Annotated in this window: 20 protein-coding genes and 1 pseudogene; 9 read left to right on the top strand and 12 right to left on the bottom strand. The window is 64.1% G+C overall.

Going from position 1 to position 22,844, the window contains the following annotated elements; genetic code table 11:
• Nucleotides 1-91: 91 nt before the first annotated feature.
• A complete protein-coding gene (locus ATC04_RS14050) occupies nucleotides 92-523 on the bottom strand; it encodes a DUF1801 domain-containing protein (protein WP_047118483.1) in 432 nt (143 codons plus the stop codon).
• 281 nt (nucleotides 524-804) lie between these two features.
• Here ATC04_RS14050 and ATC04_RS14045 point away from each other — a divergent pair.
• The 5 genes and pseudogenes from ATC04_RS14045 to sufU all read left to right on the top strand — a co-directional run.
• A pseudogene (locus ATC04_RS14045) lies at nucleotides 805-1,077 on the top strand (50S ribosomal protein L25); the annotation flags it as partial.
• Between the two features lie 42 nt (nucleotides 1,078-1,119).
• On the top strand, nucleotides 1,120-1,701 hold the full coding sequence (pth, locus tag ATC04_RS14040; RefSeq protein ID WP_047118485.1) for an aminoacyl-tRNA hydrolase: 582 nt from the start codon (nucleotides 1,120-1,122) through the stop codon (nucleotides 1,699-1,701).
• A 190-nt stretch (nucleotides 1,702-1,891) separates the two neighbouring features.
• Nucleotides 1,892-2,899, top strand: a complete 1,008-nt coding sequence (locus ATC04_RS14035; RefSeq protein WP_152666797.1) for a GGDEF domain-containing protein — start codon at nucleotides 1,892-1,894, stop codon at nucleotides 2,897-2,899.
• A gap of 252 nt (nucleotides 2,900-3,151) precedes the next feature.
• Complete coding sequence (locus ATC04_RS14030; protein WP_047118626.1) at nucleotides 3,152-4,444, top strand: SufS family cysteine desulfurase; 1,293 nt, start codon at nucleotides 3,152-3,154, stop codon at nucleotides 4,442-4,444.
• Nucleotide 4,445: 1 nt separating this feature from the next.
• On the top strand, nucleotides 4,446-4,892 hold the full coding sequence (sufU, locus tag ATC04_RS14025; RefSeq protein ID WP_047118486.1) for a Fe-S cluster assembly sulfur transfer protein SufU: 447 nt from the start codon (nucleotides 4,446-4,448) through the stop codon (nucleotides 4,890-4,892).
• Between the two features lie 80 nt (nucleotides 4,893-4,972).
• Here sufU and nhaA read toward each other — a convergent pair whose 3' ends face one another.
• Both nhaA and ATC04_RS14015 read right to left on the bottom strand, forming a co-directional pair.
• Nucleotides 4,973-6,325 carry a Na+/H+ antiporter NhaA gene (nhaA, locus tag ATC04_RS14020; protein ID WP_047118487.1) on the bottom strand — a complete coding sequence of 451 codons (1,353 nt, stop codon included), beginning with the start codon at nucleotides 6,323-6,325 and terminating at the stop codon, nucleotides 4,973-4,975.
• A gap of 172 nt (nucleotides 6,326-6,497) precedes the next feature.
• Nucleotides 6,498-6,992 carry a DUF2505 domain-containing protein gene (locus tag ATC04_RS14015; protein WP_047118488.1) on the bottom strand — a complete coding sequence of 165 codons (495 nt, stop codon included), beginning with the start codon at nucleotides 6,990-6,992 and terminating at the stop codon, nucleotides 6,498-6,500.
• Nucleotides 6,993-7,236: 244 nt separating this feature from the next.
• Here ATC04_RS14015 and mfd point away from each other — a divergent pair, with 244 nt between their 5' ends.
• Nucleotides 7,237-10,851 (top strand): transcription-repair coupling factor, encoded by a 3,615-nt coding sequence (gene mfd, locus ATC04_RS14010; RefSeq protein ID WP_047118489.1) that lies wholly within the window; start codon nucleotides 7,237-7,239, stop codon nucleotides 10,849-10,851.
• On the opposite strand, the gene ATC04_RS14005 is transcribed toward mfd, so the two are convergent.
• The 7 genes from ATC04_RS14005 to ATC04_RS13980 form a co-directional block, all read right to left on the bottom strand.
• A complete protein-coding gene (locus ATC04_RS14005) occupies nucleotides 10,848-11,348 on the bottom strand; it encodes a tetratricopeptide repeat protein (protein ID WP_052772275.1) in 501 nt (166 codons plus the stop codon). The genes mfd and ATC04_RS14005 overlap by 4 nt on opposite strands.
• A gap of 1 nt (nucleotide 11,349) precedes the next feature.
• Nucleotides 11,350-13,248: a heavy metal translocating P-type ATPase gene (locus ATC04_RS14000; RefSeq protein WP_197413535.1), complete on the bottom strand. Its 1,899-nt coding sequence runs from the start codon at nucleotides 13,246-13,248 to the stop codon at nucleotides 11,350-11,352.
• Nucleotides 13,249-13,393: 145 nt separating this feature from the next.
• Nucleotides 13,394-13,561, bottom strand: coding sequence for a hypothetical protein (locus ATC04_RS19420; protein ID WP_157359290.1), 168 nt, complete (start codon nucleotides 13,559-13,561; stop codon nucleotides 13,394-13,396).
• Between the two features lie 121 nt (nucleotides 13,562-13,682).
• Nucleotides 13,683-13,940: a hypothetical protein gene (locus ATC04_RS13995; RefSeq protein WP_047118490.1), complete on the bottom strand. Its 258-nt coding sequence runs from the start codon at nucleotides 13,938-13,940 to the stop codon at nucleotides 13,683-13,685.
• 32 nt (nucleotides 13,941-13,972) lie between these two features.
• The gene (deoC, locus tag ATC04_RS13990) at nucleotides 13,973-14,659 is read right to left on the bottom strand and encodes a deoxyribose-phosphate aldolase (protein ID WP_047118491.1); all 687 of its coding nucleotides are present in this window, start codon (nucleotides 14,657-14,659) and stop codon (nucleotides 13,973-13,975) included.
• Nucleotides 14,660-14,702: 43 nt separating this feature from the next.
• Nucleotides 14,703-16,421 (bottom strand): phospho-sugar mutase, encoded by a 1,719-nt coding sequence (locus ATC04_RS13985; protein ID WP_047118492.1) that lies wholly within the window; start codon nucleotides 16,419-16,421, stop codon nucleotides 14,703-14,705.
• A 75-nt stretch (nucleotides 16,422-16,496) separates the two neighbouring features.
• Nucleotides 16,497-17,297, bottom strand: a complete 801-nt coding sequence (locus ATC04_RS13980) for a purine-nucleoside phosphorylase (protein WP_047118493.1) — start codon at nucleotides 17,295-17,297, stop codon at nucleotides 16,497-16,499.
• 134 nt (nucleotides 17,298-17,431) lie between these two features.
• Here ATC04_RS13980 and ATC04_RS13975 point away from each other — a divergent pair, with 134 nt between their 5' ends.
• Entirely contained in the window at nucleotides 17,432-18,835 is a 1,404-nt protein-coding gene (locus tag ATC04_RS13975) for an NAD(P)H-quinone dehydrogenase (RefSeq protein WP_047118494.1), read from the top strand.
• 321 nt (nucleotides 18,836-19,156) lie between these two features.
• Nucleotides 19,157-20,545 carry an MFS transporter gene (locus ATC04_RS13970; RefSeq protein ID WP_047118495.1) on the top strand — a complete coding sequence of 463 codons (1,389 nt, stop codon included), beginning with the start codon at nucleotides 19,157-19,159 and terminating at the stop codon, nucleotides 20,543-20,545.
• Between the two features lie 84 nt (nucleotides 20,546-20,629).
• On the opposite strand, the gene ATC04_RS13965 is transcribed toward ATC04_RS13970, so the two are convergent.
• Nucleotides 20,630-21,241: a DUF6308 family protein gene (locus ATC04_RS13965; protein WP_047118496.1), complete on the bottom strand. Its 612-nt coding sequence runs from the start codon at nucleotides 21,239-21,241 to the stop codon at nucleotides 20,630-20,632.
• Nucleotides 21,242-21,540: 299 nt separating this feature from the next.
• Between ATC04_RS13965 and ATC04_RS13960 the strand changes: the two genes are divergently transcribed.
• Nucleotides 21,541-22,281: an SDR family oxidoreductase gene (locus ATC04_RS13960; protein WP_047118497.1), complete on the top strand. Its 741-nt coding sequence runs from the start codon at nucleotides 21,541-21,543 to the stop codon at nucleotides 22,279-22,281.
• 17 nt (nucleotides 22,282-22,298) lie between these two features.
• On the opposite strand, the gene ATC04_RS13955 is transcribed toward ATC04_RS13960, so the two are convergent.
• A complete protein-coding gene (locus ATC04_RS13955; RefSeq protein ID WP_047118498.1) occupies nucleotides 22,299-22,769 on the bottom strand; it encodes a hypothetical protein in 471 nt (156 codons plus the stop codon).
• Nucleotides 22,770-22,844: the final 75 nt, after the last annotated feature.

The following is a 22,844-nucleotide window of genomic DNA, read 5'->3' as shown; positions in this document are numbered from 1 at the left end:
CCCTCGTTTCGCAAGCTTTCGGCCGGCACCCTTCGGGGGTGCCGGCCGAAAGCCGTTAAAACCGAGCCAACAGACTCATGGAGCGCTGGTCTCAGCCCAGGGTCGAGTCATCGGACAGCGTTTCCTGCAACGATTTCTCGATCAATTCGCGCAGGATCCCCTGATCCACCGACGAAAGCCGGGTCAGATAAAGGCAAGCTTTGCTGCTTCGATGCTTGCCGAGCTTCTCCAGCAGCTCCGGCCAACGTTCGGTGAAGCCGGAAACCAGATAGATGGTGTGGTTGCTCGGCCCCGGTGCGAATGCCAGCAGCGGGGCGATGCCTCCGTGCCCCGAGTCGTAGCGGTACTCGTACTGGCCGAAACCCAGGATTCGCCCTGCCCAGACCACCGGCTCGGCGCCGGAGATCTCCTTGAACAGCGCAAGCAGCTCATCTGCCTCGGCGCGCCGGGGACCGGTTGCCCGGTCCAGCACCGGGGCGACCGGAAGATCGGAAGGGGACATTGCGGGCTGCTTGGTGGCCATGGGATTCCTTCCTGCACCGTAGGGTAGCTGCAGCTGGTTGCGGAGAACTGACTCAACGCTACCTGCAAGCTCCGCAGCCTACAGTGTTCTGGGCGACAGATTTTCGTACACGCGCCCCCGACTGCTAGAATTATTCACTGTGCCCAGGCGAGGGAACCACCAGCGATGGTGTGACCGTTATCGACAAGGCCGGAAAAGCTCTTTCATCTCCTAGATGTTGGTTGCTTCCCGAGTCCACGCAAGGGCCTAAACGAAGCAATCATTTCCTAAGGAGAATCATCATGGCATCTGTCAACCTTGACGCCGTTGTACGCACCGATTTCGGCAAGGGCGCTGCCCGCCAGGCCCGCCGCGCAGGCCAGATCCCAGCAGTCGTTTACGGTGCAGGCTCCGAGCCGCAGCACGTTCTGCTGCCAGCACAGGCCACCACCCTGGCCGTTCGCGACCGCGGCGTTGAGCTGGTCCTGAACATCGAGGGCACCGAAGTGAAGACCACCATCAAGGACATCCAGATCCACGCGCTGAACCGCACCGTTGATCACCTGGACCTGCTGGTCGCTGCCTAAGCATTGCGATAAGGCATTTAGCTAAGCATCATGAGCAATGACACTTGGCTCGTAGCCGGGCTCGGGAATCCCGGGCCCGGCTACGCTGGCAATAGGCACAATATCGGGCAGATGGTGCTCGACGAGCTGGCCAACCGCGCCGGCTCGAAATTCAAGACCCACGCATCGCGCGCCCAGATCGTCCAGGGCCGCATGGGCGTGGGCGGTCCTCGCGTGGTCCTGGCCAAGCCGATGACCTACATGAACCTCTCCGGCGGCCCCGTGGGCAATCTGGCGAAGTTCTTCGGCATCGGGGTTGAGAACCTGATCGTGGTTCACGATGAGATCGATATTCCGTTCGATACCATCAAGCTCAAGCGCGGCGGGGGAGAAGGAGGCCACAACGGCCTGCGCGACATCTCCAAGGCCATGGGCTCCAAGGACTACTTGCGCGTGCGCACCGGAGTGGGCCGCCCGCCCGGACGCATGGACACCGCCGACTGGGTCCTGCAGGACTTCTCGAAGTCCGAAAAGCAGGTGCTGCCATTCTTGATCGACAACGCGGCCGACGCGGTGGAGTTGTTGATGTCGCAGGGGCTGGAAGCAGCCCAGGGCAAGTTCCATACGGCCTGAAAACTTTCGGGAATGCTCCGGACCAACCGGTCCGGAGTTTTCCATATCCGCTGCAGTCCAGCGCAATTCAGCGCGGCCGGGGCACATGCCCTGAATGAGGAGAATTCTTCTCCGTTTCCCTGTTATTGTTTTTGAGCATATTAGTCTTCGCTGACCAGCAGGAAGTTATCAAGCAAAGCGAGTGATACCGGTGCCCTCACACCACACCCCTCACGACCAATCTCTGCAACTCGAGCGCCGGAACAACGGTGGGCTGCCGCGGGGCGAGAACGGCTTGCCGCTGAACGGCGCCCAGTCCTTCAGCGAGTCCTCGGAGAGAGTCGTCGCCTACCTCAACGCGCATACCCCGCTGGCCGACTGGTCGGTGTCGCGCGTGGTGCACGGGGAGCAGGTCCACGTGCATGTCCATCAAGAACAACTGCTGAGTGCCGGGGCGCGAATCGACTGGAACGAGTCGTTCTGCAGCCGCATGGCATCCGGTGCCGCTCACGTGGTGCGCGATTCCCGCGCCGACCCGGATTACTCGGACCTCGGCGCCTCCGAATATGTGGGGGCCTATGCGGGCTATATTATCAGCGACGACCGCGGCGAGATGTTCGGCGTGCTGTGCGGAGTCCGACCCGAGCCGCTGTCCGATGACGAGCAGCTCGACGAGCAGCTGTTGAACCTGCTCAGCGAGCTGCTGTCCACGCAGCTGGAGCTGGCGCGAGGCATCGACCGGGAACGGCGACGGATCGAGATGTCCGAGGCGCTGGCGAACACGGACGCGTTGACCGGCCTGCTCAACCGCCGTGGATGGGACGCCATCGTTGCCGATGCCCAAGAGCGGCTGGAGAGCTTCGGCGATGCCGTGGCAGTCGCCATTGTCGACCTCGACGGACTGAAGCAGGTTAATGACACCCTGGGGCACGCTGCAGGCGATGACCTGATCGTGCGTGCCGCCCGGACCTTGAGGGAAGCAGGCACGACCGCCTGCCATGTAGCCCGATATGGCGGGGACGAGTTCACGATCCTGGCCAACGGGGTTGTTCCGTCACAAGCCGCAACATTCTTCGAGACCTTCGACGCGGCGCTGGAGTCCGCCGGCATCGCGGCATCCTGCGGTTTCGCCGCGGCGGAGCCGGGACTGGCCAGCCTCGCGGACTGCTTGTCCACGGCGGATCGCATGATGTATCAGCGCAAGCACGGCGCGAGGTAGCTCCGGAATTCGGGCAAATTCGGGTCTCTCGGGCGATTGGCGCGGATTCCGCCTTCGTTATGGCTGGGGCCCTTCGAGACCTCAACTGGCACGTCCTTAAGGCGAAACTTACTAAGGACTAACTTAGGTGTGCAACGGAGTCCGGAGTGGAATAATTACCTAATGTACCTATTGCCTAATCGCATTGCAGCCGGATCGGACGGCGGAGTGCGCGGCGATTCATGACGAGAATTCGGAGGACCCGTGCACACCATGACTGGTCAGACTGGAACGGCCGAGGCGCTTACCGCCAACGAGGTGGCACGCATCAAGGCGGACTTCGAGATCCTTGAGCACCAGGTCAACGGTGCCGATATCGTGTACCTCGACTCAGGCGCCACGAGCCAGAAGCCGCGCTGCGTTTACGAGGCTGAACAGCACTACTACGAAAACGCCAACGCCGCGGTGCACCGCGGTGCGCACACCCTTGCCGTGGAGGCTACCGACCTTTTCGAACAGGGCCGCGAAACCGTGGCGAAGTTCATTGGCGCCAAGACCAACGAACTGGTCTGGACCTCGAATGCCACCGAAGCGCTGAACCTGATCAGCTACTCGATGTCCAACGCCTCGCTGGGACGCGGGGGAGAAGCCGCCGCGCGGTTCCGACTCGGCCCGGGCGACGAGATTCTCACTACTGAACTTGAGCATCACGCGAACCTGATCCCGTGGCAGGAGCTCGCCTTCCGCACCGGTGCGACCCTGCGCTACGTGCCGATCGCAGAGGATGGCTCGCTGCGCTACGACCTGATCGATTCGCTGGTCACCGAACGCACCAAGCTAGTGGCGTTCACCCATGTTTCGAACGTCTTGGGCACCATTACCGATACCCGTCGCTTCGTGGACGCCGCCCGGAAAGTCGGCGCCCTGACGGTGCTGGACGGCTGCCAGTCCGTTCCGCACCTTCCGGTGGACGTCAAGTCCCTGGACGTGGACTTCATGGCCTTCTCCGGGCACAAGATGCTCGGCCCGACCGGCATCGGCGGCCTCTATGGCCGTGAAGAGCTGCTCAACGCCATGCCGCCGTTCCTCACCGGTGGATCCATGATCACGGTGGTGGACATGGAGCACGCGGAATACCTTCCAGCTCCGCAGCGCTTCGAAGCCGGAACCCAGCGCATCTCCCAGGTCCATGGTCTCGCCACGGCCGCCAGCTACCTCGACGAGATCGGCATGGACCGCATCGCGGACTGGGAAGAGCACTTGGGTGAGCTGCTGTACCAGGGCCTGTCAGCCCTGGAAGGCGTGCGGGTCTTCGGCCCGGCCGATGCCAAGCGGATAGGCACCGTTCCCTTCGAGGTCATCGGAGTGCACCCGCACGACGTAGGCCAGTTCCTGGACTCGCGCGGCATCGCCGTGCGCGTTGGCCACCACTGCGCGCAGCCGCTGCACCGCGCCCTAGGTGTCACCGCGACCACCCGCGCCAGCACTTATCTGTACAACACCGAAGAAGACATCAAGGCCCTGATTGAGGCAGTCGCTTCGGTGCGTGAGTATTTTGGAGTCTAAAATGAACGAACTCGATCAGCTGTACCAGCAGGTCATCCTCGACCATTCAAAGCGCCGCATCGGTTCCCCGCTCGTGGAACCGGAGGGCGGCCACCGCCACGGTGAATCGCACCAGCACAACCCGATCTGCGGGGACCAGATCCGCGTGCGCGTGGAGCTGGAAGGCGAGAAGTTCACCGCCATGAGCTGGGAAGGCGACGGCTGTTCCATCTCCATGGCCTCAGCCTCCGTGCTCAGCGAAATGCTCCCGGAGCTGACCCGCGAAGAGTTCCTGGACAAGCTGGATCTCTTCCGGGAAATGATGCGCTCCAAGGGAACCATGACCCCTGATGAGGAGGTCCTGGAGGATGCGGTGGCCTTTGCCGGGGTGTCCAAGTTCCCTGCCCGCGTCAAGTGCGCCATGCTGGCCTGGGTGGCGGCAGAGGTCGCCATGCTGGAAGCAGCATAACAACACGCTGAGCCAAAAAAATCTCTGGTTCCGCCCGAGGGCGGAACCAGAGATTTTTCTCGTTGCGATCCAGTCAGGGACTAGTTGTCCTCACCCTGCTGGTAGACATCCGGGATGCCGTCCTTGTTGTCGTCGCGGGACTCGCGCGCCGCGATCTCCTTGTAGCGGCGGTTGCGCGGAATCAGCCACAGGGCGCCGAGGATGGCGGCGATGAACGAACCGGCCAGGATGGCGACCTTAGCGTGCTCGTAGTGCGCCGACTCCAGGCCGAAGGACAGCTCGGAGACCAGCAGCGAGACGGTGAAGCCGATACCTGCCAGCAGCGTCACGCCGAACAGGTCGCCCCACTTGGCGTCCTTGTCCAAGGATGCCTTGGTGAATTTGGTCAGCACCCAGGTCGAGCCCATGATGCCGATCGGCTTGCCCAGCACCAGTCCTAGTACGATGCCCCAGAAGACCGGGTCGGTCAGCAGCCCGCCGCTGCCTGATTCCGGGGAAATCACGGTCACGCCGGCGGCGAAGAACGCGAAGACCGGGATGCAGAAGCCAGAGGACAGCGGACGGAAACGGTGCTCGAACTGCTCGGCCAGGCCGATGCCTTCGCGTCCGTCGGTGCGCTTGACCGGGACGCAGAAGCCCAGGATCACGCCGGCGATAGTGGCGTGGATGCCGGATCCGAAGACGAAGATCCAGGTGACGATGCCCAGCGGCAGCAGGATGACCCAGGCGGCCCACAGGCGGGTGGCGAAGAACTTCGCCAAGGTGCGGGCCAGGACGGTGAACAGGATGATCGGAATCAGGGCCAAGGCCAAGTAGGTCGGCTTCAGATCGTCGGTGAAGACGAACGCGATGATCACGATGGCGATCAAGTCGTCAACCACTGCAAGGGTCAGCAGGAAAATGCGCAGCGCGGTCGGCAGGGAAGAACCAATGACCGCCAGCACCGCCACCGCAAAGGCGATGTCGGTTGCCGTGGGAATCGCCCAGCCCTGCATCAGCTCGCTGCCGAAGCCTCCGGAGGCTGCAGCCACGATCACGAAGATGATGGCCGGGACGGCCACGCCGCCAAACGCCGCCGCCACGGGAACCGCGGCGGTCTTGACGTTGCGCAGGTCGCCGATGACGAATTCCTTCTTCAGCTCCAGACCGGTGAGGAAGAAGAACACTGCCAAGAGGGCATCGGCCGCCCAGTGGCCGATGGAAAGATTCAGGTCGACCCCGAAGAGGGTGGGGCCGAAATGGAAGTCGCGCAACGCGAAGTAGGAATCGCGCATTGGGGTGTTGGCCCAGATCAGTGCCAGCACCGCGCCGACAATCAGGACCAGGCCGCCGACGGTCTCCTTGCGCAGGATGTCGCCGATACGCACGGATTCGCTATAGCTCGGCCGGGAAAATAGGTTCTTTGGGGAACCCGAAGAGGGAGTGTTGGTCATGCGTTGTACTCGCTTACTTCGTTAAATGAACATTTCACGCCGACCAGACTTCCCGGCACACCGTATTCAACCCTAACGTAATTCACGTCCCAAAACGCAGACGCCCGGAGGCCTGGCGAAAAATCGCAGGTCCGGGCGTCTGTGTCGGGCGTCATAATCGACGCCGTCGAGGCTACTTCGAAAGCCAGGCGTTAACCTGCGAAGCCTGCAGGTTCAGGGCCTTGCCGAGGTACGGCTCGGCTGCCGAGGCGAGCTTGCCGCCGATGAACGGAATCGATGAGGAGACTTTTCCCTCAATCGCGAATTCGGTGGTGTCGCCCTGGGCGGTCAGCTTCTCGCTGCCCGACACCGACACCGGCACACCGGCGACATCGATCTTCACGCTGGCCGAGCGGTTGCCTGCGGCATCCGGGGCGCTCCACTGCTCGACCTGGGTGACCTGGATCGAGGCGCCGACGAACTTGCGGGCGATGTCCGGCACGCGGTCGGTAGGCATGGCGCGAACGGTGGTCAGGGTGAAAGCTCCTGCGGTGTCGCCGCTGACGGTGAAGTCCTGCAGGGTGCCGTTGGCCAGCGAGGTCAGGTGCTCAGCGAAGCCGCGGTCAGCCAGCGTGGCGATGACCTGGTCGGCCGGATGGGCGATCTGCGTGCTTGCGTTCAATGCCATGAATGGGTATCCCAATCTAGAAATCTGGGCGGCCGGGAGAACCGGCAGCTGCCGGTCCCGGGTACTGGACACCATTAACCCTATCTGTTCACCTCGATTAGGTAGGCTAGGAAGGCATCAAAACAACATATTGGCATTTAGCCGGCCGCCGAATCGTTTTGCGGTCGGTGTTCGTGGTGTCATACCGGGCTGAACGCCTCGTGCGCGTTGGCCCCTAACCTGCCCGAGAGGACACGAAAGCCGCATGAGCCTAGTTGGACTTCATGATTTCCTGCGCGAGGAATCGTCATTCCGCCGTATCCGCCAAGGTGCATCACAAAGCTTTTCGACCCGCAGCGAAGAGCTGGAGATCGCGGCGCCGCAGGGCATGCGCCCGATTCTCGGAGCCCACGTCAGCCAGGGCCTGTCCGAGGGACACGAGCGCGCGGTCACGCTGATCGTCACCGCGACCGGCCGAGAGGCCGAGGACATCTCCGCGTCGCTGGCCGCCTACCTCCCGTCCAAGCACGTTGCCGAATTCCCTTCCTGGGAAACCCTGCCCCACGAACGGCTCTCCCCGCGCAGCGACACCGTGGGCCGTCGCCTGGAGGTACTGCGCCGGCTGCATGACGGGGACCCGGACCTGAAGATCATCATTGCGCCGATCCGCGCCGTGCTGCAGCCGCTGGTGGCGGGCCTGGGCGAGCTGCGCCCGGTCACCCTTGAACTGGATGCCGAGCCCGGCTTCGACACCGTGATCCGGGACCTGGCCGCGGCGGCCTACGCCCGGGTGGACATGGTGACCCACCGCGGCGAATTCGCAGTGCGCGGCGGCATCATCGATGTCTTCCCACCCACCCTGGAGCATCCGGTGCGCGTGGACTTCTTCGGCGACCAGATCGACACGATGCGCTACTTCTCCATCGCAGACCAGCGCTCCCACGACGGGGCCGGGCCGAGATCGATCACCGCGACCCCGTGCCGTGAAATGCTCATCACCCCCAAGGTGATGAGCCGCGCGGCGAATCTCAAGGCCAGCTTCCCGGCCGCCACTGAAATGCTCACCAAGATCGCCGGAGGCATCGCAGTGGAAGGCATGGAGTCCCTGGCCCCGCTGCTGGTGGACAAGATGGTGCCGCTGCTCTCCCTGCTCCCCGAATCCTCCATCGCACTGGTCATGGAGCCCGAACGCGTGCGCGCCCGCGCCCACGACCTGAACGAAACCAACGCCGAGTTCCTGGCCGCGGCCTGGGCCTCGGCCTCGGACGGAGCCAGCGCCCCGCTGGATTTGAGCACCGCCGAAGCCGGGCGCAAGCTCGAAACCGGCGATTTCGCTTCGCTCGCCCAGACCGTCGAGCACGCGCGCCAGGCCAAGGTCTCCTGGTGGGCGGTCACCTCGCTGGGCTCCGACGAGGAACTGGACCTGGGCGCTGCGACCATCCGCGTCCCGGCCCGCGAACCGCACGGCTACCAGGGCGATATCGAAGCGATGATGGAATTCATCGCCTCCCGGGTGGCGGACGGCTGGCGCCTGGTGGTTGCCACCGAAGGCCCCGGCCCGGCCGCGCGCCTGTCCGAGCTGTTCGGCGAATACAAGATCCCGGCCCACCGCGTGGAAGACCTCTCGGCCGAGCCCACCGCAGGGCTGATCGAAATCACCCAGGCCGCCGCCGGTCGCGGGTTCGTGTTCGAGGAGCTTAAAACCGGTTTGCTGACCGAGGCGGACCTGCTGGGACGCTCCAGCGCCTACCCGAACCGCAAGTCCCGCAAGCTCACGGTCAAGCGCAAGCGCAATGCCGTGGACCCCTTGAGCCTGCAGGCCGGGGACTTCATCGTCCACGAGCAGCACGGCATCGGCAAGTTCGTGGAACTGGTGTCCCGCAAGGTCAACGGCGCCGGCAAGGACGCCAAGCGCGAATACCTGGTGGTCGAATACGCCTCCTCCAAGCGCGGCGCGCCAGGGGACCGGCTTTTCGTCCCGATGGACCAGCTGCACATGATCACCCGCTACGTGGGCGGCGAGGCCCCGACGCTCTCCAAGATGGGCGGCTCCGATTGGGCCAGCACCAAGTCCAAGGCCCGCAAGGCGGTCAAGGAGATCGCCGGAGACCTGATCAAGCTGTACTCCGCGCGCATGGCCAGCCGCGGCCACGCATTCGCCAGCGACACCCCGTGGCAGGGCGAACTGGAGGAGGCCTTCGCGTTCATCGAGACCCCCGACCAGCTCACCGCCATCAACGAGGTGAAGGCGGACATGGAGAAGGAAATCCCGATGGACCGGCTGATCTCCGGCGACGTGGGCTTCGGCAAAACCGAAATCGCGGTGCGCGCAGCGTTCAAGGCCGTGCAGGACTCCAAGCAGGTCGCCGTGCTGGTGCCCACCACGCTGCTGGCCTCCCAGCACTACCAGACGTTCACCGAACGCTATTCGGGCTTCCCGGTCCGTGTGAAGACGCTCTCCCGCTTCCAGACCGCCAAGGAATCCAAGGAAATCCTGGCCGGGCTCAAGGACGGCAGCGTGGATATCGTGATCGGCACCCACCGCCTGCTGTCAAAGACCGTGGAGTTCAAGAACCTGGGCCTGGTGATCATCGATGAGGAGCAGCGTTTCGGCGTGGAGCACAAGGAAGAGCTCAAGAAGATGCGCACCAACGTGGACGTGCTGGCCATGAGCGCCACCCCGATCCCGCGCACCTTGGAGATGTCCCTGACCGGCATCCGCGAAACCTCCACCCTGGCCACCCCGCCGGAGGAGCGCCACCCGGTGCTCACCTATGTGGGTCCGCGCAGCGACAAGCAGATCAGCGCCGCGATCAAGCGCGAGCTGATGCGCGACGGCCAGGTGTTCTTCGTGCACAACCGCGTCTCCTCCATCGACCGGGTCGCCGCGGAACTGCGCGAGCTGGTTCCCGAGGCGCGCGTCGAGGTGGCCCACGGCAAGATGAGCGAGTCGCGGCTTGAACGGATCATCCAGGACTTCTGGGAGAAGAAGTTCGACGTGCTGGTCTCCACCACCATCATCGAAACCGGCTTGGACATCTCCAACGCCAATACGCTGATTGTCGACCGAGCGAACAACTACGGGCTCTCGCAGCTGCACCAGCTGCGCGGACGCGTGGGCCGCGGCCGCGAACGCGCCTACGCCTACTTCCTGTGGGACGCGGAGAAGCCGCTGGGCGAGGTGGCCCTGGAACGCCTGAAGGCCGTGGCCGCGCACAACGAGCTGGGCTCGGGCTACCAGCTGGCCATGAAGGACCTGGAGCTTCGCGGTGCGGGCAACCTGCTCGGCGGCGAGCAGTCGGGCCACATTGCCGGGGTGGGCTTCGACCTGTACCTGCGTCTGGTCGGCGAGGCGGTTGCCGACTACAAGGGCGAGGGCGAGGAAGAAGCCACGGAGATGAAGATCGACCTGCCGGTCAACGCGCACCTGCCGCACGACTACGTGCCGGGCGAGCGCTTGCGCCTGGAGGCCTACCGGAACATCGCCTCCGCGGAAACCAGCGAGGCGCTGGCCGAGGTCCGCGAGGAGCTCGAAGACCGCTACGGCAAGCTCCCGCTGCCGGTGGAGAATCTGCTGCGCGTTGCGGCCCTGCGCATCCGCGCCCGCGCGGTGGGGCTTCACGACATCCAGCAGGTCGGTAACCACATCAAGCTGTCGCCGGCGAAGATCGAGGACCTGCCGGCCAGTCGCCAGGTGCGCCTGGAACGCTTGTACCCGGGGTCGGCCAACAAGCCGGCGCTGAACGCCATCTTCATTCCCAAGCCGAAGACCTCCCCAGTCGGGGGTCGGGACCTGGCGGACGAAGCCATGCTGGACTGGGCGGAGAACCTGGTCTACGCGATCTTCGAACCGACCCCGGCGGCTGCGGTGAAGGGCTAACTGGTTTCGGACAGCCGGCCGTCCGCTAGCTCTTGCGCGTAGCGGCGCACCGGTCCAGCACAAAGTTGCAGGGCCGGTGCGAGCGCCGTCAGAGCGGTTTTCAATGCTGCCGACGCTTCTGCGGCGTCGAAGAGCGCGAGCCCCAGGAACGCCTGCGCATCGGCATGCAGCGGGTTGTCAGGCCCGATGTCCTGGAGAATGGCGGCCGCCGGTCCGGGTTCACCGATATTCCTCAGGCTGCTGGCGAGCTGGATTCTTGCCTCGCTGCATTTGGCGGGGCTCAGAGTCCCGCTTTCCAGAGCCATCCGGTGCAGCGGTATCGCTTGTTCTTCCTCACCGAGGTAGTCGTGCAGGCTGGCCCGCTCGAATGCCGCATGCCCGGCAGGAATCCCGGACTCCACAAGGCACTCCAGCTCCACACCCAGCGTCGTGGCATCCTTGCCCGGGGCTGCTTCCCAAAAGTCATCGAGCCGTAGTTGCCAAGAATCCAAGATCATCTCAGTCCCTGCTGCGCACGTGCTGTGCCAAGGCGACGGTCGACGGGGTAGACAGCGCACCGTGGAAGTTGGCGGGGCGGGGTCCGCGTAGCGTGCGCAGCGCATAGACGATGACCACCAGGTCCACGACTTCCTGCAACAGGGCTCCGGTCACTGCAGGGATCACGCCCGTGGTGGCAATCAGCATCAGCCCCACGCTCAGCCCGATGCCGATCCAGATGGCGCTGAGCGCAACGCTCAGGGTGTAACGGCCGATGGCCATCACCTGGGCCACGGGTTCCAGCGAATCGCGCAGGACCACGGCGTCGGCGGCTTGGCCGGCAGCGGTGGAACCGCGCGAACCCATGGCCATGCCGATGTCCGCGGCGGCCAGTGCCGGGGCGTCGTTGGTGCCGTCGCCCAGCATGAGCACCGGCCGCGGCTGCATGTCCTTGAGCAGCTGCACCTTCTGTCCCGGGCGAAGCTCCGCTTCGACCTTGCCGATGCCCACCTGGGCGGCGACGCCGTGCGCGGTCTGTTCCACGTCGCCGGTGAGCATGACCTGGTTTTCCACGCCGTGGTCGCGCATCCAGCGCAGCACCGCGGAGGCTTCCGGACGCGGGGCATCGGCCATCAGGAGTGCGCCGGCAAACTTTCCGTCCACCGCGACGTAGGCGGCGGATTGCCCGGGCTCAAGCTCGACCCGCTGCAGGGACGGGTCCAAGGCGGCGATGAATGACGGCTTGCCCACGGCCACCCGGCGTCCGTCGACCAGGGCGCTGACGCCGTTGGTGGCGACTTCCTGCGCGTCTTCGGCCGGGAGCAGCGGCAGCCCGCGGTCGGCGAGCGCCGCGGTCAGGCCTGCGGCCATGACATGGGTGGAGAACTGCTCTGCGGAGGCCACGAGCTGCAGCAGGTCATCGGGATCAAGTTGGCTCCGAATGCCTACCAGCGTGGGCCGGCCCGCGGTCAGCGTGCCGGTTTTGTCGAAGGCCGCGCTGCGTACCCTGGCGAGCTGTTCGAGCACCGAACCTCCCTTGACCACCACGCCCTCCTTGGACGCACGGGACATGCCGCCCAGGAAGGCGACCGGCACGGCAATCAGCAGGGGACAGGGGGTGGCGAGCACCAGGACCTGGGCGAAACGCACCGGATCCCCGGACACCGCCCAGGCGATCCCGGCAATCAGCAATGAAAGCAGGGTGAAGGGAATCGCGAACTTGTCGGCCAAACGCACCACCGGCGCCTTGGAATCCTGGGCCTGTCGCACCAGCTCGATGATCTGCTGGTACTGGCTGTCGCCGCTGTGCCGCAACGCCTGCAGGTACACGGCCTGCGACCCGTTGACCGACCCCGACATCACCTCGGAACCCCTGGCATGGACCACCGGAACCGGTTCGCCGGTCAGCGAGGATTCGTCGAAGCTTCCTGCTTCGGAACGCATCAGGCCGTCAACCGGCACCAGCTCGCCGGGACGCACCAGCAGCAGGTCCCCGACCTCCACCTGCTCCACCGGGACGTCGGTGACATCCTGGCCGGATTCGTCGGCAGCGAGGTGGGCCTGCAGGGGAGAGCGGTCAAGCAGCGCAGAGAGCTCGCTGGTGGCCCGGCGCTGGGCGAAGTCCTCAAGGGCCTCGCCGCCGGAAAGCATCAGCACGATGATCAGGGACGCCAGGTACTCGCCGACCAGCAGGCAGGCGATGATCGCCACCAACGCCAGGATATCCAGCCCGTAGCGGCCTCGCAGCAGGTCCTTGACCATTCCCGAGCCGATCCACAGCACGGCGACTGCGATGGCAGTCCACGCGATCCACCGGCTGGCGGTGCCCATACCGGCCAGTGCCGTGGCACCGGTGGCCAGCAGGGCGATGACCGCAACGGCCAACAGCGGATAGCGTCGAATCTGTTGTCCCAGCTTCACGATGTCTCCCTATCGACTGGTCAGCGCCTGTGAACCGAATAATCTCACCATAGCAACGATGTCCGGCATGGAGACGGGATAAGTTCGTGGATGAAGTTCAACGGGCCAGTCGTGACGGAAATATCAGGCAGATCTTCACAACTGCCTAAGCCTCGTGGCCGGGATCCTGGTCCTCCGACATCCAGCGGCGGTTAGTTTCCTTCGCTGGACCCTTGATGAGCTTGTAGACCACGACGGCCAGAACCACGGTGACAATCAGGGGGACAACGTAAAAGACAATTACTTCAAACGCGTTGGGTATCAAAGGATTCATGGGTCCTACACTACAAGCCGGGATGCCGGCCGCGCCGGAACCAGCGCCTGGGACCTGGGCCGAACCCCGGTTAAAGCAACAGCGGGGAGGCCCGAAGGCCTCCCCGCTGTGATGAAGCGATTTACTTCTGGAACTCCGAAGCGGAGGCAACCAGGTCCTCGGCCTTGTCGGCGCGACCCATGAGGTGCATCGGCACTGCGAAGGCGATGATGGTCAGGCCGAAGCAGAGGATGGATGGGATCCAGGCGTTTTCAAAAGTCCAGAACGACAGCGAGTACAACGCGGCTGCGAAGACCACGAAGAAGATAACGAAGGCGACCAGGTTGCCAGCCAGGCGACCTTCACCGGAATGGGCAGTGTTCTTGCCGTTCGAGTACACTTTTGCTCCTTGTTGACTTTCGATGCGGCTGCCTAGTAGCTGGAACCGCTTTGCTCTCCCTCTAGGATAGCAACTCCTGAGCTGGAACCTAGCCTTGTTGCACCGGCTTCGATCATTGCGCGCGCGGTTTCCAGGCTGCGCACGCCGCCCGAGGCCTTCACGCCCATCTCGGGGCCAACAGTGCGGCGCATCAGTGCCACGTCTTCCACGGTGGCCCCGCCGGTGGAGAAGCCGGTGGAGGTCTTGACGAAATCGGCGCCGGCGGCCTTGGCTGCTTCGCAGGCCAGGACCTTCGCATCTTCGGTCAGCAGGCAGGTCTCGATGATGACCTTCAGGATCGCTCCGCCGTCATGGGCGGCCTGGGCGATGGCGAAGATCTCATTGACCAGTGCGTCGCGGTCCCCGCGCAGGGCGGCGGCGATGTCGATGACCATGTCGATCTCGTTCGCGCCGTCGGCGACGGCCTGGGTGGTTTCGAACACCTTGGTGGCGGTGGCGGAAGCTCCCAGAGGGAATCCGATCACCGTGCAGGTCAGGACGTCCGAGCCCTCCAGCTCGCGGGCGACAGTCGAAGTCCACACCGGGTTCACGCACACGGACTTGAATTCGTACTTCTTGGCTTCCTCGCAGATCGCCACGATCTGCTCGCGCGAGGCGTTGGCCGCCAGCAGGGTGTGGTCGATGTAGCCGGCGATGTCGCGGGCGCTTAGTTCAGTCATGATGTCCTCGAATTGTTGGTGCCGCCTACGTGGGCGGCAGGTACTAGTTGGCGTTCAGGTACGCGGCCAGTTGTTCCTTGATGGCCAGGACCTGAGTCGTGGCATCGAGGCGGGCCTGGGCAACCTGCGCGATGTCATCCACCGGCTCGATGGTTTCCAGGTAGCACTTCAGCTTCGGCTCGGTTCCCGACGGGCGGATGATGACCCGCGCACCGGAGAATGTGTGCAGCACCATGGCATCGGTGGCCGGGAGCTTCTCGGAGCCCTGGGAAAGGTCGGTGACCTCGCTGACCGCGGATCCGCCCAGATGCTCCGGGGGATTGGTGCGGATCTTGTCCATGAGCACTGGAATCTGCGCCAGGTCGGTGAAGCGCAGCGAGAGCTGGTCGGTCACGTGCACGCCGTGGCGGGCTGCCAGCTCATCCAGCCGCTGCGGGATGCTGCTTCCGGCGGCCTTCAGCTGCGCGGCCAGGTCTGCGAGCATCACGCCGGCGGAGATGCCGTCCTTGTCGAGGACCAGGTCCGGGGCGACGCAGTAGCCCAGCGCCTCCTCGTAGCCGAAGCCGAGGTTCTCCACGCGGGAGATCCACTTGAAGCCGGTCAGGGTTTCCTCATGCTCGCGCCCTGCATCCTTGGCGATGGCAGCCAGCATGCGCGAGGAAACGATGGAATTGCCCAGCTTGCGGCCTTCGGGCAGGCGGGTGGCCAGGTGGTCGCCCAGCAGCCAGCCCACCTCGTCGCCGCGCAGCATGCGCCAGGCGCCCTGGTCTTCCACTGCCGCGGCGCAGCGGTCGGCGTCTGGGTCGTTGGCGATCACCAGGTCCGCCCCCACTTCGCGGGCCAGTTCCAGCGACAGGTCGATGGCTCCCGGCTCCTCGGGGTTGGGGAACTTCACGGTGGGGAACTCCGGGTCCGGATGCTCCTGCGCGGCGACCATGTGCACGTCGCCGAACCCGGCGTTCAGCAGGGCTTGGCGCATGGTGTGCCCGCCCACGCCGTGCATGGCGCTGACCACCACGCGCAGCTGGTCGCGATCCGGCTGCGGCTCGACAACCGGGCCGATGGCGGCCAGGTACTCGGCTTCGATATCGCCCTCGGCGCCCGCGGCGGGCAGCACCAGCCATCCGGAGTCCGCCTGCGGGATCCGCGAGACCGGCTGCTCGTGGTCGATCAGCGCCGCGATTTGGGCGTCGATGGGGGAGACGATCTGCGCGCCGCGGCCGGCGTCGTTAGAGGCGCGGCCGCCGATGTAGACCTTGTAGCCGTTGTCGCGCGGAGGGTTGTGGCTTGCGGTGACCATGACGCCGGCTTCCGCGGCAAAGCGGCGTACCGCCCAGGCCAGCACCGGGGTGGGCAACGGCGCCGGCATCAGCAGCACATCGAAGCCCGCGGCGGTGAATACGGCGGCCGAATCCCGGGCGAATACGTCCGAGTTGTAGCGGGCATCGAAGCCGATGACCACTTTCGGGGTGTAGGCCCCGTCGGCCTGCTGCTCAAGGAAGCGGGCGATGCCCGCTGCGGTGCGCAGCACCACGACGCGGTTCATCCGCATGGGGCCTGCGCCCAATTCGGCGCGCAGCCCGGCGGTGCCGAATTCCAGCACCCCGCTGAAGCGGTCGGACAGGTCCTCCATTGCCGCGGCGTCGGTCCCCGCGCGGGAAACCAGCTCCTGCAGCTCGGTGCGGGTCGCCTCGTCCGGGTCCGCGGCCGCCCAAGCGGTCGCGGTCTCCAGCAGCTGGCCCTGTGCGGATACGTTTTCCATTCTTCTCCCTGCCTAGTTCTTACTCACACGCGCGTTACGAAGCGGCGACCGGTTGGCCGCCGCCCCGGCCCGGGCCTAGAGGCGGGCGATGATCTGCGCCAGGAGCTTGGAAATGCGCGGGCCGGCGGCCTGGCCGGCTTCGATGACTTCCTCGTGGCTCAGCGGCACCGGGCTGATGCCGGCAGCCAGGTTGGTCACCAGGGACATGCCGAAGATCTCCATGCCTGCATGGCGTGCGGCGATGGCTTCCAGCGCGGTGGACATGCCCACAAGGTCGGCGCCGATGCGCTTGGCCATCTGCACCTCGGCAGGGGTCTCGTAGTGCGGGCCGGTGAACTGGGCGTACACGCCCTCGTCCAGGGTGGAATCGACCTCGCGGGCGATGCCGCGGATGCGCGAGGAGTACAGGTCGGTCAGGTCGACGAAGGTCGCGCCCTCCAGCGGGGAGGCAGCGGTCAGGTTGATGTGGTCGGAGATCATGACCGGGGTGCCCGGGGCCCAGTTTTCGTTCAGGCCGCCGCAGCCGTTGGTCAGCACCAGCTGGGTGCAGCCTGCAGCCGCCGCGGTGCGGATCGGGTGGACCACCGCGCGCACGCCGCGGCCTTCGTAGAAGTGGGTGCGGGCGCCGAGCACCAGCACGCGCTTGCCGGACTCGGTCAGGATCGAGGAAATGGTGCCCTTGTGGCCTGGGACCGCGGCGGCGTGGAAGCCCGGAATCGTGGTGGCGTCCAGCGTGTGGGTGGTTTCGCCGACCAGCTCTGCGGCCTGTCCCCAGCCGGAGCCCAGGACCAGGGCGATGTCATGCTTTGCTACTCCGGTCTGCTCGGCGATCGCCTGGGCAGCCTCGGCAGCGAGAACTTGTGGGTCATTATGCATATCAGTCACGTGAAATACGCTACCGTCCACAAGGCGCTTTGTCAGGCGAAACCAGTGCTTCACAACCAAAATCACGCCCGGCGGCCAACGGCGGCGATGTGCGCAATATCCGCCCATGGTGAACAATAGGAAGCGTGAGCGCAGAACGTAGGAATGAAGCAACCCGATTGGTAATTCTCGGCGGCGGTCCCGGCGGCTATGAAGCGGCCATGGGCGCGGCCCAGCTGGGAGCCAATGTCACCGTGGTGGAACGTGCGGGCATGGGTGGTTCAGCCGTGCTGACCGACGTTGTGCCGTCGAAGACCCTGATCGCCACCGCGGACGCGGTGCGCCGCGTCAAGCACGCGGAGACCTTCGGCGTCCACGTGGACGGACTGGATTCGGCAGTAACCGACTTTTCGGTGGTCAACCACCGGTTGCTGGCCCTTGCCAAGGAGCAGTCCGGCGATATCCGCACCACCCTCGAACGTGCCGGCGTGCGCATCATCATTGGCGAAGGCCGCCTGGTGGACAACCGCACCGTCCAGGTTTCCCGCCCCGACGGATCCGAGCAGACCGTCGAAGCCGACGCGATCCTGCTGTCGGTCGGCGCCCATCCGCGTGAGCTTCCGACCGCGAAGCCGGACGGGGAGCGCATCTTCAACTGGACCCAGATCTACAACATGAACGAGGTGCCCGAGCACCTGATCGTCATCGGTTCCGGTGTCACCGGTGCCGAGTTCGCCTCCGCCTACAACCTGCTGGGCGCCAAGGTGACCTTGGTCTCCTCGCGCGACCGCGTGCTTCCAGGCGAGGACGCGGACGCGGCCGGCGTGCTGGAGGACGTGTTCAAGTCCAATGGCGTGAACGTCGTGGCCCAGGCCCGCGCCGAAGGCGTGGAGCGCAAGGGCGATAAGGTCTTCGTGACCCTGGCCGACGGCCGCGTGCTGGAAGGCAGCCACTGCCTGGTCGCAGTGGGTTCCATTCCCAACACCGAAGGCCTGGGCCTGGAAGAGGCCGGCGTGCAGCTGACCAAGTCCGGACACATCCAGGTTGACGGCGTATCCCGTACCACCGCCACCAACATCTACGCCGCCGGCGACTGCACCGGTGTGTTCGCGCTGGCTTCCGTCTCCGCCATGCAGGGACGCATCGCCGTCGCCCACCTGCTGGGCGACTCGGTCAAGCCGCTGAACCTCGACCTGGTGGCCTCCAACATCTTCACCTCCCCGGAGATCGCCACCGTCGGCGTGACCCAGCGGGCCGTGGCCGAAGGCAAGTACCAGGCCAACATCATCAAGGTCGACCTGAACACCAATGCCCGCGCGAAGATGATGAACGTGGACCAGGGCTTCGTCAAGATCGTTTCCCGCAAGGGGTCCGGAACCGTCATCGGCGGCGTGGTCGTGGCGCCGCGCGCCAGCGAACTGATCTTCTCTTTGGCTCTCGCCGTGCAGAATTCGCTGCATGTGGATGACGTGGCTGAGACCTTCACGGTCTACCCGTCGCTCTCCGGCTCGTTGGCCGAGGCGGCACGCCGCCTGCATCGCCACAGCTAAGCGCCGCATGCGCAGGGCCGCCGTTCTTCCGACTTCCGGACGAGCGGCGGCTCTTCTCGTTTGTGACCTCGACTAAAACTGACTTGTTGCCAGGCTCTTCCTAAGACGCCATTGCTCTGATATTGGAGTATGCGAATACATTACAAATCGTGCCGGATTCGAGGGTATGCGTATTTTCGCAAGTGGGATGTCGAATCGAGGGTTCGAGATTGACGCAATCGAATCAGGTGTCCAAATGCTGGACATGGATATCCGTATGCTGAGCACCCGGGCATAGAATTGTTACATTCGATTCTCGCTCATCACTAAGGAGACGCCTCCATGTCGAAGGCCAACCCCGCGGTAGCGCCTAAGGAGAATACCCGTGGCCGGGTGCTGTTCGCCAGCATGATCGGCACCACGGTCGAGTTCTTCGACTTCTACGCGTATGCCACTGCATCTGTGCTGGTTTTCCCGGCCCTGTTCTTCCCGAATGCCACGACGATCAATGCGATCCTCTCCTCGTTCGCCATCTTCGGCGTGGCCTTCCTGGCCCGCCCGCTGGGCTCGGTCGTCTTCGGCCACTATGGCGACAAGCTGGGCCGCAAGGGCACCCTGGTCGCGTCCCTGCTGCTGATGGGCATCTCCACCTTCCTGATCGGCTTCCTGCCGCCGGCCCAGGGCATGTGGACAGTGCTGGCCCCGCTGGCGCTGGTGCTGCTGCGCTTCGCCCAGGGCCTGGCGCTGGGCGGTGAATGGTCGGGCGCCGCGCTGCTGGCCACCGAGAACGCCCCGAAGAACAAGCGCGCCGTCTACGGCACCTTCCCGCAGCTGGGAGCCCCAGTCGGCTTCATCATCGCCAACCTGATGTTCGTTTTCCTGCAGACCTCGCTGACGCCAGAGCAGTTCATGGCCTGGGGCTGGCGCATTCCGTTCTACTTCTCCGCAGTCATGGTCATCATCGGCCTGTGGGTCCGTCTGAAGCTGGTTGAATCGCTGTCCTTCCAGAAGGTGGTTTCCCAGGACAAGGTCCTTAAGTCGCCGTTCAAGGCGACCATGAAGCACCATTGGCGCCCGGTTGTCGCCGGCACCTTCATCATGGTGGCCACCTACGTGCTGTTCTACCTGATGACTTCCTTCACCCTGACCTACGGCACCGCCCCGGCCACCGAGGAAGCGGCCCGTGCCGCGGCCGAGGCCAAGGGCAAGGTCTTCGACGCGGCAGGATTCGTTCCGGGCCTCGGCATCGACCGTCCGGTCTTCCTGACGATGCTGATCATCGGCGTGGTGTTCTTCGGCATCTTCACCGTGGCCTCCGGCCCGCTGGCCGAGAAGTTCGGCCGCCGCAAGTTCCTGATCTGGGTCACCGTGGCCATCCTGATCTTCGGAGCCGGCTGGACGCTGTTCTTCGGACCGGGCCAGGGCGCCGCCATGGTGGGCCTGATTGTCGGCTTCACCCTGATGGGCCTGACCTTCGGCCCGATGGCCGCCTACCTGCCGGAGCTGTTCCCGTCGAACGTCCGCTACACCGGGTCGGCCATCGCCTACAACATGTCCTCCGTGATCGGCGCGGCCCCGGCCTCCTTCGTGGCCATCGCACTGTGGAACGCCGGTGGCGGCAACACCGTGGGCGTGGGCATCTACCTGGCCATCGGTGCAGTCCTGACCTTGATCGCGCTGTTCATGACCCGGGATACCTCGGACGTGGACATGGAAGAGTTCGTCGAGTAATTCGTCGCGGCTTCATGTAAGCAGGCAATGCACAAGGGCTCGCATCAACCCAAACGGGGTGATGCGAGCCCTTGTTCGTTGACGCTATGCCGTTGCTCTTCTGGCCTTGCCGTTCATCCAGATGACGATGTCCAGGACCCGAAGCAGCGACAGTTCATGCGCGGCCGGGACGCTGTCGCGCAGCTTGCGGGCGTAGTGGCGCACGGGCCGGTGCCCGCTGTCGGTTAGCTGCATGGCCTGCCACCACATGCGCCAGAAGTCGCGGTCCGTGGCATTGAGTTCCGCGAGGACGATGCTGTCCTGAATCGGAACCAGATGCGGGCGCTTGCGAGCCATGAGCTTGCTTGTCAAGACCGGACCCATGCCCCATCGGTCTCCCGAGGCGTTTCGGCGCAGAGTAGTCCACAACTGCTGGAGCGAAGAATTTTCGTCGAACACGCCGTAGTCGCAGTTTGGGTCGTCTATCGCGAGATCTGGTGTGATCTCGGAAAGAATCTCGGTGATCTTATTTTTACGTGAATGCAATAAGGCCCACGCTGCAGCCGGTGGAATACTAACGGAAAGAAATGAGACCGCCACGATGTCACTTGCGGTGATCTCATTCGGGTTCTCGTCGGGAATGGAGAGCTCGTCGAAATGTCGGCCGACGAACGGAAGGGTTTCTGAATCAGGATCGCCATTCAAGTACGTAGCCAAGTATTTTGTTGCGTTTGGGGAGGGTATCAATTGCCCTGATTCGAATGTGCCCAGCTCTGTACCAAGATAGTCCAGTACTAGACGGCCAAGGTTGTCAGGAGAATTTTGTGGCAAGGTATGTCCCTAACGAAGGAATTTTGTGGGCGTAGATATTGAATTCATTGTGCCGTTGATACGACCTTGAACGGGAATCGACGCCACCATAATAACGAAGACTCGAAAATGCTGACCTTACGATCATGGGGAATTAGTGGAAGCATTGCAGTGTCGCGCCAAACATCCAGAGGTGAGGATCCAGCATGAGAATCGCAGTGGCCGGAGGGACCGGCGTCATCGGGAAACAAGTTGTCGAGCAGGTTCTTGCGGCAGGGCACGAACCGGTTGTGTTGTCGCGTTCAGCGGGTTGCGATCTGACCAATGAGCACTCGGTTCGGCAATGGCTTGTCGACTGCCCCGCGGTGATCGATGTTTCGGGATCGTCAACCACCAGCGCCTCGGCCTCCATGCGCTATTTCACGCAGTCCACCGCCAACCTCCTGATCGTCGGCCGCGAGTCCGGAGTGGAAAACCATGTGGCGCTGTCCATCGTCGGCGCGGCTCAGATCGACGCCGGATACTACGCGGGCAAGGCGGCGCAGGAACGGATGCTGCGCGTCCTGCCCGGCGGCTACACCTTGCTGCGCACCACCCAGTTCCATGAATTCGTGGGACAGAACATCAACAGAATGTCGGCTGGACCGGTCCAGGTGGCGCCCAAGATGCGCCTGCAGCCGATTGCCGGTAGCGAGGTGGCGCAGGCACTGGTTGAACTGGCGGTGCAGCCAGCAGCGGGAATCGTGCAGGATCTGGCAGGCCCCAAGGAAGAATGGATGCCGCAGCTCTTCGCCCAGTATTTGGCCAAGCAGAACCAGTCGCCGAAAATCATCGAGGTGCCCTTGCCCGGCGCAATGGGCAAGGCCATGCGCGACGGCGGGATCCTGCCGGGGCCTGGAGCCAGGCTGGGCACCGAAACCTATACCGAATGGCTAGGCAGGCAATAGCCGGCGCGGGCGGTGAACTAATTGCTCGAGGGTCGGCGAAGAACCTCTACAAGTCCGATGACGGCAATGAGCGCAGCAATCCCGCTGGTCACGTATAGTGGCTCTTCCAAGGAGAATGCGGCGTCGGAGTTCCAATCGTAGAATGTGTCACCGACGGAGTTCATGTTTGCGAAAGAGAAGAAGAAGTATGCCGGAGCTCCCAGCGCGATTATTGCTCCCCAGGAAGCCAGCGCGGCCCAGTTTGCGGCAATGAACCGGCGCTGTGAAACAAGGAATCCCCAACCCATCGCCAACACCACGCCCAACGACGCGAAGACGATTCCTCCGTTCTTCGAGTAATTCTGCTCGGCCCGGCGCATTTCAGCGACAGTTTCCTCTAGCGGCAATTCACTTGCTGCGGTGACAGCCCAATCATTCATCAAGAATGCGCCGAAAAGAGCTTGCAGGCAGATGCCGAGCACACCAAAAATAACCACGCCGCTTCGCATTTTTTCAGTCTAGCGGGAGAGCGAACGGGCAAGGTTCTTTGTCGCCGACGCGCTATCGTTGCAGTCCCTGAAAGG

It is taken from the genome of Arthrobacter sp. YC-RL1, assembly GCF_001454985.1.
GTDB lineage: Bacteria > Actinomycetota > Actinomycetes > Actinomycetales > Micrococcaceae > Glutamicibacter > Glutamicibacter soli.
Note: the sequence above shows the minus strand (reverse complement) of the source record. Positions and strands in the feature narration are given on the sequence as shown.

Excerpts from the sequence above, each read along its gene's own strand:
- ATC04_RS14050 (WP_047118483.1), bottom strand. The coding sequence starts at position 523 with ATGGCCACCAAGCAGCCCGCAATGTCCCCTTCCGATCTTCCGGTCGCC.
- pth (WP_047118485.1), top strand. The coding sequence starts at position 1,120 with ATGAGCAATGACACTTGGCTCGTAGCCGGGCTCGGGAATCCCGGGCCC.
- ATC04_RS14030 (WP_047118626.1), top strand. The coding sequence starts at position 3,152 with ATGACTGGTCAGACTGGAACGGCCGAGGCGCTTACCGCCAACGAGGTG.
- sufU (WP_047118486.1), top strand. The coding sequence starts at position 4,446 with ATGAACGAACTCGATCAGCTGTACCAGCAGGTCATCCTCGACCATTCA.
- nhaA (WP_047118487.1), bottom strand. The coding sequence starts at position 6,325 with ATGACCAACACTCCCTCTTCGGGTTCCCCAAAGAACCTATTTTCCCGG.
- ATC04_RS14015 (WP_047118488.1), bottom strand. The coding sequence starts at position 6,992 with ATGGCATTGAACGCAAGCACGCAGATCGCCCATCCGGCCGACCAGGTC.
- mfd (WP_047118489.1), top strand. The coding sequence starts at position 7,237 with ATGAGCCTAGTTGGACTTCATGATTTCCTGCGCGAGGAATCGTCATTC.
- ATC04_RS14005 (WP_052772275.1), bottom strand. The coding sequence starts at position 11,348 with ATGATCTTGGATTCTTGGCAACTACGGCTCGATGACTTTTGGGAAGCA.
- ATC04_RS19420 (WP_157359290.1), bottom strand. The coding sequence starts at position 13,561 with ATGAATCCTTTGATACCCAACGCGTTTGAAGTAATTGTCTTTTACGTT.
- deoC (WP_047118491.1), bottom strand. The coding sequence starts at position 14,659 with ATGACTGAACTAAGCGCCCGCGACATCGCCGGCTACATCGACCACACC.
- ATC04_RS13985 (WP_047118492.1), bottom strand. The coding sequence starts at position 16,421 with ATGGAAAACGTATCCGCACAGGGCCAGCTGCTGGAGACCGCGACCGCT.
- ATC04_RS13980 (WP_047118493.1), bottom strand. The coding sequence starts at position 17,297 with ATGCATAATGACCCACAAGTTCTCGCTGCCGAGGCTGCCCAGGCGATC.
- ATC04_RS13970 (WP_047118495.1), top strand. The coding sequence starts at position 19,157 with ATGTCGAAGGCCAACCCCGCGGTAGCGCCTAAGGAGAATACCCGTGGC.
- ATC04_RS13960 (WP_047118497.1), top strand. The coding sequence starts at position 21,541 with ATGAGAATCGCAGTGGCCGGAGGGACCGGCGTCATCGGGAAACAAGTT.
- ATC04_RS13955 (WP_047118498.1), bottom strand. The coding sequence starts at position 22,769 with ATGCGAAGCGGCGTGGTTATTTTTGGTGTGCTCGGCATCTGCCTGCAA.